The sequence below is a fragment of the Methylobacterium sp. 001424705 genome, assembly GCF_059816145.1.
Genome location: NZ_JCBANU010000018.1, coordinates 101,786 through 116,218 on the forward strand (window position 1 = coordinate 101,786; position 14,433 = coordinate 116,218).

Annotated in this window: 16 protein-coding genes; 11 read left to right on the forward strand and 5 right to left on the reverse strand. The window is 71.7% G+C overall.

Annotated features, from left to right (window positions below):
* Positions 1-60 precede the first annotated feature (60 nt).
* The 3 genes from AC6EUL_RS14790 to AC6EUL_RS14800 all read right to left on the reverse strand — a co-directional run bounded on the left by AC6EUL_RS14790 (position 61) and on the right by AC6EUL_RS14800 (position 1,921).
* Entirely contained in the window at positions 61-432 is a 372-nt protein-coding gene (locus AC6EUL_RS14790) for a hypothetical protein (RefSeq protein ID WP_056214337.1), read from the reverse strand.
* Between the two features lie 94 nt (positions 433-526).
* Positions 527-1,300 carry a phosphatase PAP2 family protein gene (locus AC6EUL_RS14795; RefSeq protein WP_056214342.1) on the reverse strand — a complete coding sequence of 258 codons (774 nt, stop codon included), beginning with the start codon at positions 1,298-1,300 and terminating at the stop codon, positions 527-529.
* Positions 1,301-1,390: 90 nt separating this feature from the next.
* Positions 1,391-1,921 (reverse strand): 2'-5' RNA ligase family protein, encoded by a 531-nt coding sequence (locus tag AC6EUL_RS14800; RefSeq protein ID WP_499870940.1) that lies wholly within the window; start codon positions 1,919-1,921, stop codon positions 1,391-1,393.
* A gap of 133 nt (positions 1,922-2,054) precedes the next feature.
* Here AC6EUL_RS14800 and AC6EUL_RS14805 point away from each other — a divergent pair, with 133 nt between their 5' ends.
* From AC6EUL_RS14805 to AC6EUL_RS14840, 8 genes are all read left to right on the forward strand, one after another.
* Positions 2,055-3,035 (forward strand): alginate O-acetyltransferase AlgX-related protein, encoded by a 981-nt coding sequence (locus tag AC6EUL_RS14805; protein WP_499870942.1) that lies wholly within the window; start codon positions 2,055-2,057, stop codon positions 3,033-3,035.
* A 44-nt stretch (positions 3,036-3,079) separates the two neighbouring features.
* Entirely contained in the window at positions 3,080-4,057 is a 978-nt protein-coding gene (locus AC6EUL_RS14810) for a glutathione S-transferase family protein (RefSeq protein WP_499870944.1), read from the forward strand.
* Positions 4,058-4,122: 65 nt separating this feature from the next.
* Positions 4,123-4,608, forward strand: a complete 486-nt coding sequence (locus AC6EUL_RS14815) for a hypothetical protein (protein ID WP_499870959.1) — start codon at positions 4,123-4,125, stop codon at positions 4,606-4,608.
* 184 nt (positions 4,609-4,792) lie between these two features.
* Positions 4,793-5,692: a thioredoxin gene (gene trxA / locus AC6EUL_RS14820; protein ID WP_499870946.1), complete on the forward strand. Its 900-nt coding sequence runs from the start codon at positions 4,793-4,795 to the stop codon at positions 5,690-5,692.
* Positions 5,693-5,720: 28 nt separating this feature from the next.
* Positions 5,721-6,389 carry an LON peptidase substrate-binding domain-containing protein gene (locus AC6EUL_RS14825; RefSeq protein WP_056214355.1) on the forward strand — a complete coding sequence of 223 codons (669 nt, stop codon included), beginning with the start codon at positions 5,721-5,723 and terminating at the stop codon, positions 6,387-6,389.
* A 27-nt stretch (positions 6,390-6,416) separates the two neighbouring features.
* Positions 6,417-6,623 (forward strand): Trm112 family protein, encoded by a 207-nt coding sequence (locus tag AC6EUL_RS14830; protein WP_056214359.1) that lies wholly within the window; start codon positions 6,417-6,419, stop codon positions 6,621-6,623.
* Positions 6,624-6,637: 14 nt separating this feature from the next.
* Positions 6,638-7,633 carry an asparaginase gene (locus AC6EUL_RS14835; RefSeq protein WP_056275157.1) on the forward strand — a complete coding sequence of 332 codons (996 nt, stop codon included), beginning with the start codon at positions 6,638-6,640 and terminating at the stop codon, positions 7,631-7,633.
* Between the two features lie 211 nt (positions 7,634-7,844).
* Positions 7,845-8,240: a hypothetical protein gene (locus tag AC6EUL_RS14840; protein WP_056214366.1), complete on the forward strand. Its 396-nt coding sequence runs from the start codon at positions 7,845-7,847 to the stop codon at positions 8,238-8,240.
* 193 nt (positions 8,241-8,433) lie between these two features.
* On the opposite strand, the gene AC6EUL_RS14845 is transcribed toward AC6EUL_RS14840, so the two are convergent.
* The gene (locus tag AC6EUL_RS14845; protein ID WP_056214370.1) at positions 8,434-8,793 is read right to left on the reverse strand and encodes a SpoIIAA family protein; all 360 of its coding nucleotides are present in this window, start codon (positions 8,791-8,793) and stop codon (positions 8,434-8,436) included.
* A 53-nt stretch (positions 8,794-8,846) separates the two neighbouring features.
* Positions 8,847-11,093 (reverse strand): primosomal protein N', encoded by a 2,247-nt coding sequence (locus tag AC6EUL_RS14850; RefSeq protein ID WP_499870950.1) that lies wholly within the window; start codon positions 11,091-11,093, stop codon positions 8,847-8,849.
* Positions 11,094-11,189: 96 nt separating this feature from the next.
* On the opposite strand from AC6EUL_RS14850, the gene AC6EUL_RS14855 reads away from it, so the two are divergent.
* The 3 genes from AC6EUL_RS14855 (at position 11,190) to AC6EUL_RS14865 (ending at position 14,168) form a co-directional block, all read left to right on the forward strand.
* Positions 11,190-11,906 (forward strand): alpha/beta hydrolase, encoded by a 717-nt coding sequence (locus AC6EUL_RS14855; protein WP_499870952.1) that lies wholly within the window; start codon positions 11,190-11,192, stop codon positions 11,904-11,906.
* The gene (locus AC6EUL_RS14860) at positions 11,903-12,994 is read left to right on the forward strand and encodes an ABC transporter ATP-binding protein (protein WP_499870954.1); all 1,092 of its coding nucleotides are present in this window, start codon (positions 11,903-11,905) and stop codon (positions 12,992-12,994) included. Before AC6EUL_RS14855 ends, AC6EUL_RS14860 begins: the two co-directional genes overlap by 4 nt.
* Positions 12,995-13,130: 136 nt before the next feature.
* Positions 13,131-14,168: an extracellular solute-binding protein gene (locus AC6EUL_RS14865; RefSeq protein ID WP_056381184.1), complete on the forward strand. Its 1,038-nt coding sequence runs from the start codon at positions 13,131-13,133 to the stop codon at positions 14,166-14,168.
* Positions 14,169-14,433 lie beyond the last annotated feature (265 nt).

Genomic DNA, 14,433 nt, shown 5'->3' on the forward strand with positions numbered 1-14,433 from the left:
CACGGCGAGAAACGCGGTTCCGGCGATCCGACGGCCTGCGCCACCGGATCGCTGCCGCCCTCAGGCCTCGTCGCCCCGCGCGGCCAGGCGGGCCCGCAGGGACGCGATCTCCGAGCGCGCCGCCCGAAGGTCGCGCATGAGTCCGATGGGGATGGGCACCGCGGCGGGCGGGTCCGGCACGAACTGGACGCCGACGCAATCGTCGCCCCGCCAGATCAGGCGTACCGGTCGCATCTGCCGGGTCTTGCGGATGTGGAGGTCGAAGATCTCCGGCAGGGGCACGCCGTCGCTGAGCGCGAGGCGCAAGCCATCGGGACCGCAGTCCCGGATCAGGCAGGCCGTGTCGGAGGCGTGCGGGGCGATGCGGATCTCGGCGCCGAGGAGGCTCCGCAGCCGGTTGCCCTGTCGACGCTCGCGGGTGATCGAACCCATGTGACCCTCTTCAGAAGTGGCATTGGGGTAACAGGGTTGTGGCCTCCCGGTGCCGGTGGGCGAAAGCGCCGGAGCGATTCATCGTCCGGTAGGGTTAAGGCGTCCGCTCCGGCTCTCCGTGACGGGTCGGGGCCTCGACGTCGCCGCGCTGCTGCAGAACCAGGGCGACGAACCAGCAGAGGGCGGCCCAGGCGGCTCCGACGCACCAGCCGGCGACCACGTCGCTCGGCCAGTGCACCCCGAGATAGATGCGGCTGAGCCCCACCAGCAGCGTCATCGACACCCCGACGATGAGCACCAGGATCTTCACCCCGCGCTGGCGGTCCACCCGGGCGATCAGGCTCGCCAGGGTCAGGTAGGCGATGGCCGACATCATGGCGTGGCCGCTGGGGAAGCTCGCGGTGAACACCTCCATCCCGTGGGGCACGAGGTCCGGGCGGGGGCGCTGGTAGAACATCTTGAGCACCGTCGAGGCGATCTCGCCGCCGCCGATCGCCGCGACCACGAAGACGGCGATGCGCCGGCGCCCCGTCATCGCCAGATAGGCGCAGGCCGCTGCCGTCACGAACACGATGGTGAAGACGCTGCCGAGCCCGGTGATGTCGCGCATGGTCTCTTCGAGCCAGCGCGGCCCGATCGGGTCGGAGAGATCGGCGGGATTGCGCAGGGCGAGGAGGATCTTGCGGTCGAGGGCGGCGGTCGAGCCCTCGCCGACCTCGTTGGCCAGGGCGAAGAAGCCGTAGCCGAGGAGACTCACCGCCAGCAGCGCGAGGACCGGGCCGACCTCGTTCAGGCGCAGGGCCAGGCGCAGGGCGTTCGCCCGGGTGACGAGCGGATTGTTGCGGTAGCCGGAGGGCAGGGCTTTCATGCGGGCGTCTTCGCGAACTGGTCGATGGGGGGCTGGGGGCTCCCGGCATAGCGGATCGGCGGGGCGTCCTCCATCCGGGCGGACGCGGCGTTACCCGAACGCGAAGCTGGCGCGACGCTCCCAGGGACCGCCGAGGTAGCGCCAGAGCAGAAGGCCCGGCGCCGTGAACCGGAAGGGCGTGAAATCCGCCTCCAGCTCGGCGTGCAGCGTCCGGGCGGTGCCGGGATCGACCTTGTTCTGCACCGTGACGTGCGGGCGCCAGCCCTGCCGATCCTGCGCGGTCAGGCCCTCGCCCAAAGCCTCGAACGGGTCGGCGAGCCGCGCCCGGAAGGCCGAGAGGGCGTCGGAGGCGAGCACGTAGGCGACGCCGCGCCCGGTGAAGCGCAGGCCGGTCACCGCCACCTCCGGCGGCGCCTGGGTCCGGGTCATCGCCGACAGGGTCTCGACGATGCCCGGCTCGCTCGGGCCCGGCAGGTGGTGGAACAGGGTCGCGTGGGCCGGGATGTGGTTCAGCGCCTGCGGGAAGTGCCGGCGGCGCAGGCCGTCGAACCGCGCGAAGGTGTCGGGATCCATCCCCAGGGTGAGGATCAGCGGGTCGGGCGTGGGGGTGTAGTCTGTCATGGTCCGATCCGGCGTGAGGCAGGGAGATGGCGCGGGCGGGAGCTGCGTCCAGGGCCGGGCGCCGCCACGGTCCGCGGCGTGGCCGCCGCCGCCCGGCCTGTTCAGGGCGGTCCGGGCCGGGTAGAGAGCCCCGATGCGGCGCAAACACCGGGAAATCGTCCATGTGGGGCGCGAGGGCTGGCTCTTCCTGATCGGAGGCACGAACGGTGTCCTCGAGCAGTATCGCGCCAGCCTGTCCCGGTGGTGGCGCCTGCGCGGCTGGGTCAAGCTCGTCGCGGCGCGGGCCGCCCGGGCCCAGGCGCTTGGCATCCGCTACGTGCACGTCGTCGTGCCCGAGAAGCTGTCGGTCTACGACGACCGGACCCAGGATCTGCGCTTCGATCCGCTCCAGGCGCCCACCCGCGTGCTGGCCCGGCGGCTGATCAACAATCCCCACTACGTCGACCTGCTGGCGCCGATGCGGGCGGCGCGCGACGGCGCGGTGCCGCTCTACTACCGCACCGACACGCACTGGAACTACGAGGGCTGCCGGCTGGCCTACGGCGTGCTGATGCGGGCCTGCGGGGCGGTGCCCCCGGCCGATCTCGATGCCCGCGAGCGCTACGAGACCACCCGGGTGCGCGATCTGGGCGAGAAGATTCCGGAGAAGCCGATCGAGACGGCGAGCCATGCGGTGCTCGACCGCGACGCCCGCCGGACCTACGCGAGCCCGCTCGTGGCCGCCTACGAGGCCGCCGGCCGCGCCCCGGATCTCCATGTGGGCGCCCATGTCTGCTTCCGGAACGACCGGCCGGACGTCGATCCGCGCACCCTGGTGCTGTTCGGCGATTCCTACGCGCATTTCGCGCCGATCATGCTCACCGGCATCCTGGCGGAGAGCTTCCGCGAGGTGCACTTCGTCTGGTCGTCGAGCATCGACTGGGGCTACGTCGAGCGGGTGCGGCCCGACCTCCTGGTCTTCGAGATGGCCGAGCGCTTCGTCACCCGCCTGCCGGACGACACCTTCGACATCGCCACCTACCAGAAGGGCGAGCACCTCGCGGCCGCCGCGCCCGCCGTCGCGGCCCCCCCGGCCGAGGTCCCCGCACCGGAGGGGCTATCCGCCGAGGCCTGAGCGCCCATCTTTCCGCGGACACGCAAACGCGGGAGGGAACGATCATGGGGCTGCTCGTCGACGGCGTCTGGCAGGATACCTGGTACGACACCAAGGAGACCGGCGGCCGCTTCAAGCGCACCGACGCCAAGTTCCGGAACTGGATCACCGCCGACGGATCCCCCGGTCCCAGCGGGGAGGGCGGGTTCCCGGCGGAGGCCGGGCGCTACCACCTCTACGTGTCGCTGGCCTGCCCCTGGGCCCACCGCACTCTGATCGTGCGGGCCCTGAAGGGCCTGGAGGCGGCGATCTCGGTCTCTGTGGTCGATCCGCACATGGGCCCGGAGGGCTGGGTCTTCGGCGATTCGCCCGGCGCCACGCCCGACACGGTCAACGGCGCGACCCGCCTCTACGAGGTCTACCTGAAGAACGACCCCGACTTCACCGGCCGCGTCACCGTGCCGGTGCTGTGGGACAAGCAGCGCGCCGCCATCGTGTCGAACGAGTCGGCCGAGATCATCCGGATGCTGAACGGCGCCTTCGGGACCGCCGGGCCGGACCTCTACCCGGCCGACCTCGCGGGCGCGATCGACGCGGTCAACGCCCGGGTCTACGACGCCGTCAACAACGGGGTCTACAAGGCGGGCTTCGCCACCGAGCAGGCCGCCTACGCGGAGGCCTTCACCGCGCTGTTCGCCGAACTCGACGCCCTGGAGGCCCGCCTCGACACGGCGCGCTACCTCTGCGGCGACCGGCTGACCGAGGCGGATCTCCGCCTGTTCACCACCCTGGTGCGGTTCGACGCCGTCTATGTCGGGCATTTCAAGTGCAACCGCCAGCGCATCGCCGACTATCCCAATCTGTCGAACTATCTGCGCGACCTCTACGCCCTGCCGGGGGTCGCCGGCACGGTGAACCTCGCCCATATCAAGCGGCACTATTACGAGAGCCACCCGACCATCAATCCGACCCGGATCGTGCCCCTCGGGCCGGCCCTCGACTTCGACGCCCCGAACGACCGCGCCGCCCGCTTTCCCGCCTGAGCCCGGAGCCCTGCGCGCCCGCAGCCCCTCGACGAACCGACCCGCAGCCTTACATCGGAATCATGATGCGCCTCTCGACCACCCGCCTCGTCCTTCTCGCCGCCCCGCTGCTCACGGCCGCGCCCGCCTTCGCCCAGACGGCCGTCAAGCTCGAGGGGCGCTGCGAGAAGCTCGTGATCGCCGGCCAGGACGTCTCGGCCAGCTGCAAGAACACCCTGATGAACACGGTCTCGCGCAACCGTACGAGCTTCGACTTCGCCGCCGAGGGCCGGTCCCTGAGCTTCAGCGGCAACGGCGCCCAGCAGGAGCGGACGGAGGAGACCGACCCGCTCCAGCCGATCAACCTCGTGATCCCGAGCGAGACCACCAAGGACGGCGTGGTCCAGGGCCCCCTGGTCGCCGTCGGCTCCTGCGCCTTCAGCACCCCGGAGCCGGGCAAGACGACGATCACCTGCGAGGCGAACGCCGCCAAGGGAACCTACCAGGGTGTCTTCGTGACCGATGCCAAGGCACCGGATGCGGGCAAGGCCGGCGGCAGCGCCCCCCGCTAGGAGCGCGGGCTTCCTCCGGTGGGTGGGTCGTGTCGAAACGGGATCCGCCGATGACCCGGGGGCGATTGCGTGTGGACGTCCGCTCTGGTCCGAGCGCGCGGAGTTCCCATCTCTTGACGCAGGACGGAACGGGTGGACAGACCCGGACCCTCCGACGGATCCAAACGAAGGCCTCGAGGACGTTATGCTGAACGATGCGCCGGTGCCGGGCGGCCCCACCCCCACCAAGGACGTGACCACGGCGAGCTTCCGCCAGGACGTCATCGCCGAGTCGATGCAGCAGCCCGTGCTCGTCGACTTCTGGGCCCCGTGGTGCGGCCCGTGCAAGCAGCTCGCCCCCGTGCTGGAGAAGGTGGTCGCGGGCTCCGCCGGCAAGGTGAAGCTCGTCAAGATGAACATCGACGAGCATCCCTCCATCGCCGGCCAGCTCGGCATCCAGTCGATCCCCGCCGTGATCGCGTTCGACAAGGGGCAGCCGGTCGACGGGTTCATGGGCGCGGTGCCCGAGGCCCAGATCAAGGACTTCATCACGCGCCTGGCCGGCCCCGCCGGTCCGACGCCGATCGAGGAGGCCCTGTCCGAGGCCGAGGCCTTCCTCGGGGTCGGCGACGTGGCGCAGGCCGCGCAGCTCTACGCCGCCGTGCTCGCCGAGGAGCCCGCGAACGTCGACGCGATCGCGGCGCTGGCCAAGATCCAGCTCGACGCCGGCGACATCGAGAACGCCAAGGAGCTCGTCGCCATGGCGCCGCCCGAGACGGCGTCCCATGCCGGCCTCGCCAGCGTGCGCGCGGCGATCGAGCTCGCCGAGCAGGCGGCGGCCCTGGGCGACCTCGGTACCTTTCAGGCCCGGATCGAGGCAGACCCGAACGATTTCCAGGCTCGCTTCGACCTCGCGCTCGGTCTCAACGGCCGCAACCTGCGCGACGAGGCGGTGGACCAGCTCATCGAGATCGAGCGCCGGGACCGCACCTGGAACGAGGGCGCGGCGCGCAAGCAGCTCCTCACCTTCTTCGAGGCCTGGGGCCTGATGGACAAGGCCTCGATCCGCGGGCGGCGACGCCTGTCGACGCTCGTCTTCGCGTGAGGCCGCGAACGAACCGCAGGGGAACACGATGAGCACGCATGCGGGCTACAAGGGACCGGCCGACTGCCCCGGAGTGATTCCGGTCTTCCCGCTGCCCGGTGCGCTGCTGCTGCCGCGCGGACAGATGCCGCTGAACATCTTCGAGCCGCGCTACCTCGCCATGATCGACGATGCCCTGCGGAACGACCGGATCATCGGCATGATCCAGCCCGACGTGGAGGCGGGCTCGTCGCCGATGACGCCGAAACTCTTCCGCGTCGGCTGCGCCGGGCGGATCACCCAGTTCGCCGAGACCGGTGACGGGCGCTACCTCATCTCGCTCACCGGCATCGCCCGGTTCCGGGTGGAGAGCGAGCTCGCCACCACCACCCGCTACCGCCGCTGCCAGGTCTCCTACGACGACTTCGCCACGGATTTCGAGGCGCGGGCGGGTGAGGCGGCGGTGGACCGGGAGGGCGTGCTCAAGGCCCTGCGCGACTTCGTCGAGGTCAACGACCTCAAGGTCGACTGGGCCGGCATCGAGGAGGCGCCCAACGAGGCCCTCGTCAACGCCCTCTGCATGATGAGTCCCTTCGGCGCCCGCGAGAAGCAGGCCATGCTGGAGGCGCCGGACCTCAAGACGCGGGCCGAGGTCTTGATTGCGGTGACCGAAATGGAGTTGGTGCGCGGGTCGGGCTCCGAGCCCACGCTGCAATAGTTTTTTCCCGCGAAGGATACGCCCCAGATGGCCGATGACACCCCGGGCCCCGTCGAGGCCACCCGCGTCGACCCCAAGCTCCTCGAGCTCCTCGTCTGCCCGTTGACGAAGGACACCCTCGAATACGATGCCGGCCGCCAGGAACTGGTGAGCCGCTCCGCCCGCCTCGCCTATCCGATCCGCGACGGCATCCCGATCATGCTGCCGGAAGAGGCGCGGGCGCTCACCGACTGATCGGCCGCGCCGGCATGACCGATCGCCCGACCATCGCCCTCGTCGCCACCGGCGGCACCATCGCGATGAAGCACGATCCCGTCACGGGGGCCCCGGTGCCCGCCCTGACGGGGGCCGACCTCGCTGCCGCGGTGCCGCGCTTGGCCGACCTCGCCCGGATCGCGGTGGTGGAGTTCGCCAACGTGCCGAGCGCCTATATGGGCCCGGACCTCTGGCCCGGCCTCAGCCGCACGGTGGCGGACCTGCTGGCGCGGCCGGACATCGCGGGCGCCATCGTCCTGCACGGCACCGACACCCTCGACCAGACCGCCTATTTCCTCGATCTGACGCTGGCGAGCGACAAGCCGGTGGTGATGGTGGGCGCCCAGCGCAACGCCTCCGAGGCGGATGCCGACGGCGCGCGCAACCTCCTCAATGCGGTCCGCCAGATCCTGGCCCAGGGCGCGCGCGAAGATCTGCGTGGGCTGGGGGTGACGGTGACGCTGAACCACAACATCAACGCCGCCCGCGCGGTGCGGAAGTCCCACACCAACAACGTCGAGACCTTCAATTCCGGCGAGGCCGGCTTCCTCGGGCAGGTGGACGAGGACCGGGTCGTGTTCGCCCGCAAGCCCCTGCGGCGCCAGACCCTGCCGCTCCCCGAGCGGCTCGCCCGGGTCGCGCTCGTGGCGATGGCGGCCGGTGACGACGGGCGCCAGCTCCGCCACGCGGTGGCGGATGGGGCCGAGGGCGTGGTGGTCGCCGCCTACGGCTTCGGCAACGTCAACGAGGCCCTCTACGACGCGGTGGTCGAAGCCATCGCCGCCGGCGTCACCATCGTGGTGGCGAGCCAGGTCCCGCATGGCCGGGCGCTGCCCGTCTACGGCTTCAAGGGCGGCGGCAGCACGCTGCGGGCGGCCGGCGCGGTCTTCGCCGACGACCTCTCGCCGGACAAGGCCCGGGTCCTGGCACTCCTCGCCCTGCCGATCACCCGGGACCGCCAAGCATTGCAAGCGTATTACGACCGGTAACGCCAAGCTTCGGCTTGGTCCTGGGCCATGGTCATGGCCTGTTCAGACACGTTCGGCAATAAGTCTCATCCATCGATTGCGGCGCTTGTCACAATCCTGCCGCTTCGGCGGGTATGCTCAGCGCACTCTCACTTGATCGTCTGCTTGAACCGCCGGTGCGCCATCCTGTGGCCGCGGCTCGGACGGACGCTGTTTTGCCGAAGGATGATGCATGTCCAAAGTTGCGGTGGTTCTGGCGCTCGGAGCCGGCTTGTCCTCGCCCGCGATGATCCCGGCCGCGGCCCGCGACGGCGGAAACTTCAACGGGGCCTGGTCGGTGGAACTGGTCACCGAGAGCGGCATGGTCTGCGACAGCCGCTACACCTATGCGGTGTCGGTGCAGGAGGGGCAGGTGCGCCTCACCTCCGCGGCGGCCGGCGCCACCCTGAACGGCCGCGTCGGGCCGGACGGCACCGTCGGCCTCAACGTCTCGAACGGCACCGCCTCGGGTGCGGTCTCGGGCCGCCTCCAGGCCCAGAGCGGCGGCGGCACCTGGAAGGTCTCCTCCCTGTGCTCGGGCCGCTGGACGGCCCGACGCCACACCACCCGGACCGCCCAGGCGGAGTAGGGTTCGAGCCGGACGCGGCCCGCTTCCCCGGCGGATCGCGGGCCTGAAGGGACTCTCGTCGCGCTTGTGGACGACCGCGACCGGCGGTCGATCCGCGGTGGACGGGGCCCCAGGGCCCCCGCGCCTCACCCCTCCCCACAGGGGGAGAGGGACGAGCCGGCCGGATGCGTGTCCCGGCCGTCGGTTCAGGGCCTCAGGCGGCCGCGAGCCATTGGCGCGCTTCCTCGATATGCGCGCGGTCGAAGGTCTTGATCTGGGCCGGCGAGACCTTGCCGAAGGTGTCGGCGATCATCCGCAGCCACGAGGCGTCGGTCACCAGGGCAACGTGGCTGACGCCCTTCATCATGGCGAGGCCGAAGCGCGGGTCCTTGAAGAACGCGGCCGGCTCCATGCCCTTGAAGTCGCGCACGTCTTCCAGGAGCTTGATCTTGCCGCCCTTGTCGAGGTCGGCCTGCATGGCGGTGATGACGGTGTTCATGTCCGCATCGGTGATCTGTCCGTCGACCACGATCTCGGCGACGCTCGAATCCGGCTTCTTGGTGTAGGTCAGCACGTGGGGCACTCCTCAGGGGATCGAACGCTACCCAAGCGAACGTCGGGCCAGCGTTATAGGAAACTCTGCGGGTCCACGTCGATGGCGACCTTCACGTTGCCGCGAACCTTCGGGCCCCGCGCCAGCCATTCGCGCAGGTAGCTCTGCAGGTCGACGGTGCGCTCGGTCTTCACCAGAAGCCGGAAGCGGTAGCGCCCGCGGATCAGCGCGAGCGGCGCCTCGGCCGGCCCCAGCACCATCACGCCCTCCGGCGGCTCGGCGGCCCGCGCCAGGGCCTGCCCGTGGGCCTCGGCCACCTCGCGCTCGTTCGCCGAGACGATGAGGGCGGCCAACCGGCCGAAGGGCGGCAGGCCGGCGGCCTCGCGGGCGCCGATCTCCTCCTCGTAGAAGCGCTCCGAATCCCCCGAGAGCAGCGCCGCGATCACCGGATGGTCGGGCTGGTAGGTCTGGAGCAGGGCGCGGCCCGGCTTCTCGCCGCGCCCGGCCCGGCCGGTGACCTGCTGCAGCAGCTGGAAGGTGCGCTCGGCCGCGCGGGGATCGCCGGAGGTCAGGCCGATATCGGCGTCGAGGACGCCCACCAGGGTCAGGTGCGGGAAGTTGTGGCCCTTGGCCACGAGCTGCGTGCCGATGACGATGTCGCAGCCGCCCTCCGCCACGGTTTGGAGCTCGGCCCGCAGGCGCTCGGCCCCGCCGGGAAAATCGCTCGACAGCACGATGACGCGCTTGTCCGGGAAGAGCTCGGCCACCTCCTCGGCGATGCGCTCCACCCCGGGGCCGCAGGGGGTGAGGTTGTCGAAGGTGCCGCATTCCGAGCAGGAATCCGGGCGACGCTCGGCATAGCCGCACTGGTGGCAGACCAGGGCCCGGCGGAAGCGGTGCTCCACCAGCCAGGTCGAGCAGTTGCGGCACTGGTAGCGGTGGCCGCAGGCCCGGCACAGGGTCAGGGGCGCGTAGCCGCGCCGGTTGAGGAACAGCAGGGCCTGGTCGCCGGACTCCACGGTCTCGCGCACCGCCGCCACCAGGGCCGGGGCGATGAAGCGGCCCCGCTCGGGCTTGTCGGCGCGCATGTCGATGGCGGCGATGTCGGGCAGGCGCCGGCCGCCGAAGCGCTCGGGCAGGGCGACCCGGAGGTAGCGCCCGCGCTCGGCATTGACCCGCGTCTCGATCGACGGGGTGGCCGAGGCCAGCACCACCGGGCAGTTCTCGATCCGCCCGCGCACCACCGCCATGTCGCGGGCGTGGTAATGTACCCCGTCCTCCTGCTTGTAGGCGGCCTCGTGCTCCTCATCGACCACGATGAGCCCCAGATCCGCGAAGGGCAGGAACAGGGCCGAGCGGGCGCCCACCACCACGGCGATCTCGCCCGCCGTGACCCCGGCGCGGATGCGCTCGCGGCGCTTGCCCCCGACGCCCGAGTGCCAGGTCGCCGGACGCACGCCGAAGCGCTCGGCGAAGCGGTCGAGGAACTGCGCCGTCAGGGCGATCTCGGGCATCAGGATCAGCGCTTGGTGGCCGCGCCGGACGCAATCGGCCACCGCCTCGAAATACACCTCGGTCTTGCCCGAGCCGGTGACGCCCTCCAGCAGCACGGTCGGCGCCTTGTGCGCCACGCCGGGCGGCGCGACCTTGCCGTCGGCCGGCAGGGGATCGCCGATCGCGTCCGTCGGCGCGGGCTCGGCGGGGCCGGGGTTCATCAGCGCGACGAGCTCCCGCACCGCCGCCTCCTGCGCCTCCGAGAGGGGCACGCGGGCGTGGTCCGGGTCCGGCGGCAGGGCGACCGGCTCGGGCGCCAGGGCCAGGGCCTCGAGGGCGCCGTCGTCGATCAGGCCGTCGACCACGCTCAACGAAACGCCCGCCTCCTTGGCGAGCGCGCTCTTGCCCCGCATCGCCCCGTCCGCCGCCACGGCCAGCACCTTGGTGCGGGCGGCGGTCGGCCGGGACGGCGCCTTGCCGGAGGCCCGCACCCCGACCCGCACGGTCTCGCTCAGGGCCGATTCGTCGGGCAGCCGCAGGGCCATGGCCAGGGCCGAGCCCTTCGGCGCCAGGGTGTAGCGGGCGAGCCAGTCGACGAGTTCGCGCAAGGCGTCCGGCAGGGCCGGCACGTCGACCCGGCCGGTCACCGGCCGCAGGTTCGAGCCGCCGGGGCTCTGGCGCACGCCCCACACCACCCCCACCGTCTCGCGCGGCCCGAGGGGGATCTGCACGACCTCGCCGACCGAGAGGTCGAGCCCGGCCGGCACGGCGTAGCTGTAGGCGCTGTCCAGCGCCAGCGGGATCAGGATCTCGGCGACGCAGGGCATCGGGCGGGGCTTTGACGGAACATAACCGGAATATAAGCATGCCGGAGGCAATGCGCGACCGCCGTGCCGCCAATCGTCGCCCGGAGGCGCCCCAGGATGGACGGACCCGAACCCCCGGCCTCCGGCACGGCCCGCGATCCGGCCCCCGAGGGGGTGCTGCTCCTGCATGGCCTCGCCCGGCGGGCCGCGTCCCTGGCCCGGCTGGAGCGCGCCGTCCGGGCCGCCGGGTTCGTGACGCTGAACCTCGATTATCCCTCCCGCAAGGCGGATCTCGCGGATCTCGCAGGCATCATCGGACCGCCCGTCGCCGCCTTCGCGGCCCGGGTAGGGACCCTCCACGTGGTCACCCACTCGATGGGCGGGCTCCTCGCCCGGGCCTGGCTTCGCGAAGGCCGGCCGGCCAATCTCGGACGGGTGGTGATGCTGGGGCCGCCGAATGGTGGCAGCGAGGTCGCCGACCGCCTTCACACCCTGCGCGCCTATCGCCGGGTCTTCGGCCCGGCCGGCGCCCAGTTGACCACCAAACCGGACGAAAGCCTGCGCAACTGCCTCGGCCCCGTCGATTTCCCCCTCGGGATCATCGCGGGCGACCGCACGCTCTATCCCCTGGAATCCTGGCTGATGCTGCCGGGTCCCGATGACGGCCGGGTCACCGTCGCGCGCACCCGGGTCGCCGGGATGGCCGACCACATCACCCTGCCGACCAGCCACGGCCTGATGATGCGCAATCCCGCGGTCATCGCCGAGACCCTGCGCTTCCTGCGCACCGGAGGGTTTTCGCCGTCCGCCCGCGGTGACACAAGGCGCGCATGAGCCTCGATGCGCCCCCGCCCGACCCCGTGCCGCCGCGCCTCGAGTTGCGTGGCATCGGCCTGCGCTTCGGCGCGGTGCAGGCGCTTGCCGACATCGCCTTCCGGGTCCGGCCCGGCGAGATCCTGGCTCTGCTCGGCGATTCCGGCTGCGGCAAGAGTACGCTCCTGCGGGCCATCGCCGGCCTCGAGCAGCCGGAGACCGGCACGATCCGCCTCGACGGCGCCTTGCTGAGCGAGGACGGCCGCGGCGTCCCGCCGGAGGCGCGCGGCGTCGGTCTGATGTTCCAGGACTATGCCCTGTTTCCGCATCTCACCGTGGCGGAGAACGTCCGCTTCGGCCTCCACGGCAAAAGCCTTCAGGGCAGGTCCGCCGCCGAGGCCCGCGCCCTGGTGCAGGCGCGGCTGGAGCAGGTCGGCCTCGCCGACCGGGCCAAGAGCTATCCCGGCACCCTCTCGGGCGGCGAGAGCCAGCGCGTGGCCCTGGCCCGCGCCCTGGCCCCGGGGCCGCGCGTCCTCCTCCTCGACGAACCCTTCTCGAACCTCGACCGGCGCACCCGCGACCGGGTCCGCGACGACACCCTGGCGGTCCTGCGCGCCAGCGGCGCCACCACGCTCCTCGTCACCCACGACCCCGAGGAGGCCCTGGGCTTCGCCGACCGCATCGCCCTGATGCGGCGGGGGCGCATCGTGCAGGTCGGCACCGGGCCGGACCTGTATTGCCGCCCTGCCACGCGCTTCGCCGCCCGCTTCTTCGGCGACCTCGTCGAGATCGACGGGACCTGCCGCTCCGGCACCGTGGCGACGCCGTTCGGCCAGGTTCCCGCGCCGGGCCACGCCGAGGGTACCGCCGTGACCCTGTGCCTGCGCCCGGAGGCGATCCGCCTCGGCGCGCCGGGGGCGTCCCTCCGGGCCGTGGTGCGGGCGCGCCGCTTCCTCGGGGCCGCCGCCCTCCTGAGCCTGTCGGCGGACGGGTTGCCCGAGCCGCTGCACCTGCCCGTGCCGGCGGACGACCCGCGCGAGCCGGGGGATGCGGTCGGCCTGAGCCTCGATCCGGACCGCGGGTTTATTTTTGCGAACGAGATGGATTAAAACACAGGCCCGGGCCGAGCTTGCGTTCGATCCGGGGCAATAGTTTCGAATTGTTTTAAGTCCAAAACATCGCGCTTGTGTTTTTCTCGCCGATGCTTCTGAACACCCGCCATGTTCTGACGGAAGGGTGTCGGCCATGGCGGGTGGGATCAAGGCAATCGGGTTCGCTGGCTGCGCGTTGACGGGTTTGGCCCTCGCGGCCCTCGTCGGGACGGCGTCGGCCGCCGAGGTCAACCTCTACACCACCCGCGAACCCGGCCTGATCCGGCCCCTGCTCGACGCCTTCACCGCCAAGAGCGGCGTCACCGTCAATACGGTGTTCGTCGAGAAGGGCCTCGCCGAGCGCGTGGCGGCCGAGGGCGCCCGTGCCAAGGCCGACGTGCTGATGACCGTGGATGTCGGCAACCTCATCGACCTCGTCGACCGCGACCTCGCCCAGCCGGTGCGCTCGGGCGTGCTGGAGGCGGCGGTGCCCGCTACCCTGCGCGACGCCGAGGGCCGCTGGTTCGCCCTCTCCATGCGGGCCCGGGTGCTCTACGCCGACAAGGACCTCGCCGACCTCACGGCCATCACCTACGAGGGGCTGGCCGACCCGACCTGGAAGGGCGGCCTCTGCCTGCGCGCGGGCCAGCACCCCTACAACACGGCGCTCATCGCCCATTATCTCGTCAAGCACGGCCCGGAGAAGACCGAGGCCTGGCTGCGGGCCCTGAAGGCCAACCTCGCCCGCAAGCCCGCCGGCGGCGACCGGGACGTCGCCCGCGACATCCTCGCCGACACCTGCAGGATCGGCCTCGGCAATTCCTACTATGTCGGCCTGATGCGCTCCGGCCGCGGCGGCCCCGAGCAGCGGACGTGGGGCGAGGGCATCAAGGTGGTGATGCCGACCTTCGCGGGCGGCGGCACCCACGTGAACATCTCCGGCGCGGTGGTGGCCAGGAACGCCCCCAACCGCGACGAGGCGGTCAAGCTCCTCGAATACCTCGTCTCCGACGAGGCCCAGGGGCTCTACGCCAAGGCCGATTACGAGTATCCGGTGAAGGCCGGCGCGCCGATCGACCCGCTCCTCACGGCGCTGGGCCCCCTGACCATCGATTCCGTGCCGCTCGTCGAGATCGCCCGCAACCGCAAGGCGGCGAGCCTCCTCCTCGACACGGTGGGTTTCGACAACTGAGGAGCCTGCGGCGCAGGCGGGTGAGGGGGCGCCCCCTCCGGAGCGGTCGCTCCCCCAACGACCCGCCGACGCGGGCCACCCCCTCCCGCGGAGGGGAGAGGGACGCGCGCATGACCGCTACGGCGCGTGAGCCGGTCGGTCCTTGCGGGAGGAGCGCCCACACCGTCGGCCGATCCAACGGAAAACGTCCTTGAGACCAGCATGACCGGGGTCGCCCCCGCTCCGCTTCCGTCGCCCACGTGCTGCCCCAGGCCCTGCGCGACAC

Bases quoted from the DNA above. Each gene is read 5' to 3' on its own strand.
- AC6EUL_RS14790 (WP_056214337.1), bottom strand. From the start codon at position 432: ATGGGTTCGATCACCCGCGAGCGTCGACAGGGCAACCGGCTGCGGAGC.
- AC6EUL_RS14795 (WP_056214342.1), bottom strand. From the start codon at position 1,300: ATGAAAGCCCTGCCCTCCGGCTACCGCAACAATCCGCTCGTCACCCGG.
- AC6EUL_RS14800 (WP_499870940.1), bottom strand. From the start codon at position 1,921: ATGACAGACTACACCCCCACGCCCGACCCGCTGATCCTCACCCTGGGG.
- AC6EUL_RS14805 (WP_499870942.1), top strand. From the start codon at position 2,055: ATGCGGCGCAAACACCGGGAAATCGTCCATGTGGGGCGCGAGGGCTGG.
- AC6EUL_RS14810 (WP_499870944.1), top strand. From the start codon at position 3,080: ATGGGGCTGCTCGTCGACGGCGTCTGGCAGGATACCTGGTACGACACC.
- AC6EUL_RS14815 (WP_499870959.1), top strand. From the start codon at position 4,123: ATGCGCCTCTCGACCACCCGCCTCGTCCTTCTCGCCGCCCCGCTGCTC.
- trxA (WP_499870946.1), top strand. From the start codon at position 4,793: ATGCTGAACGATGCGCCGGTGCCGGGCGGCCCCACCCCCACCAAGGAC.
- AC6EUL_RS14825 (WP_056214355.1), top strand. From the start codon at position 5,721: ATGAGCACGCATGCGGGCTACAAGGGACCGGCCGACTGCCCCGGAGTG.
- AC6EUL_RS14830 (WP_056214359.1), top strand. From the start codon at position 6,417: ATGGCCGATGACACCCCGGGCCCCGTCGAGGCCACCCGCGTCGACCCC.
- AC6EUL_RS14835 (WP_056275157.1), top strand. From the start codon at position 6,638: ATGACCGATCGCCCGACCATCGCCCTCGTCGCCACCGGCGGCACCATC.
- AC6EUL_RS14840 (WP_056214366.1), top strand. From the start codon at position 7,845: ATGTCCAAAGTTGCGGTGGTTCTGGCGCTCGGAGCCGGCTTGTCCTCG.
- AC6EUL_RS14850 (WP_499870950.1), bottom strand. From the start codon at position 11,093: ATGCCCTGCGTCGCCGAGATCCTGATCCCGCTGGCGCTGGACAGCGCC.
- AC6EUL_RS14855 (WP_499870952.1), top strand. From the start codon at position 11,190: ATGGACGGACCCGAACCCCCGGCCTCCGGCACGGCCCGCGATCCGGCC.
- AC6EUL_RS14860 (WP_499870954.1), top strand. From the start codon at position 11,903: ATGAGCCTCGATGCGCCCCCGCCCGACCCCGTGCCGCCGCGCCTCGAG.
- AC6EUL_RS14865 (WP_056381184.1), top strand. From the start codon at position 13,131: ATGGCGGGTGGGATCAAGGCAATCGGGTTCGCTGGCTGCGCGTTGACG.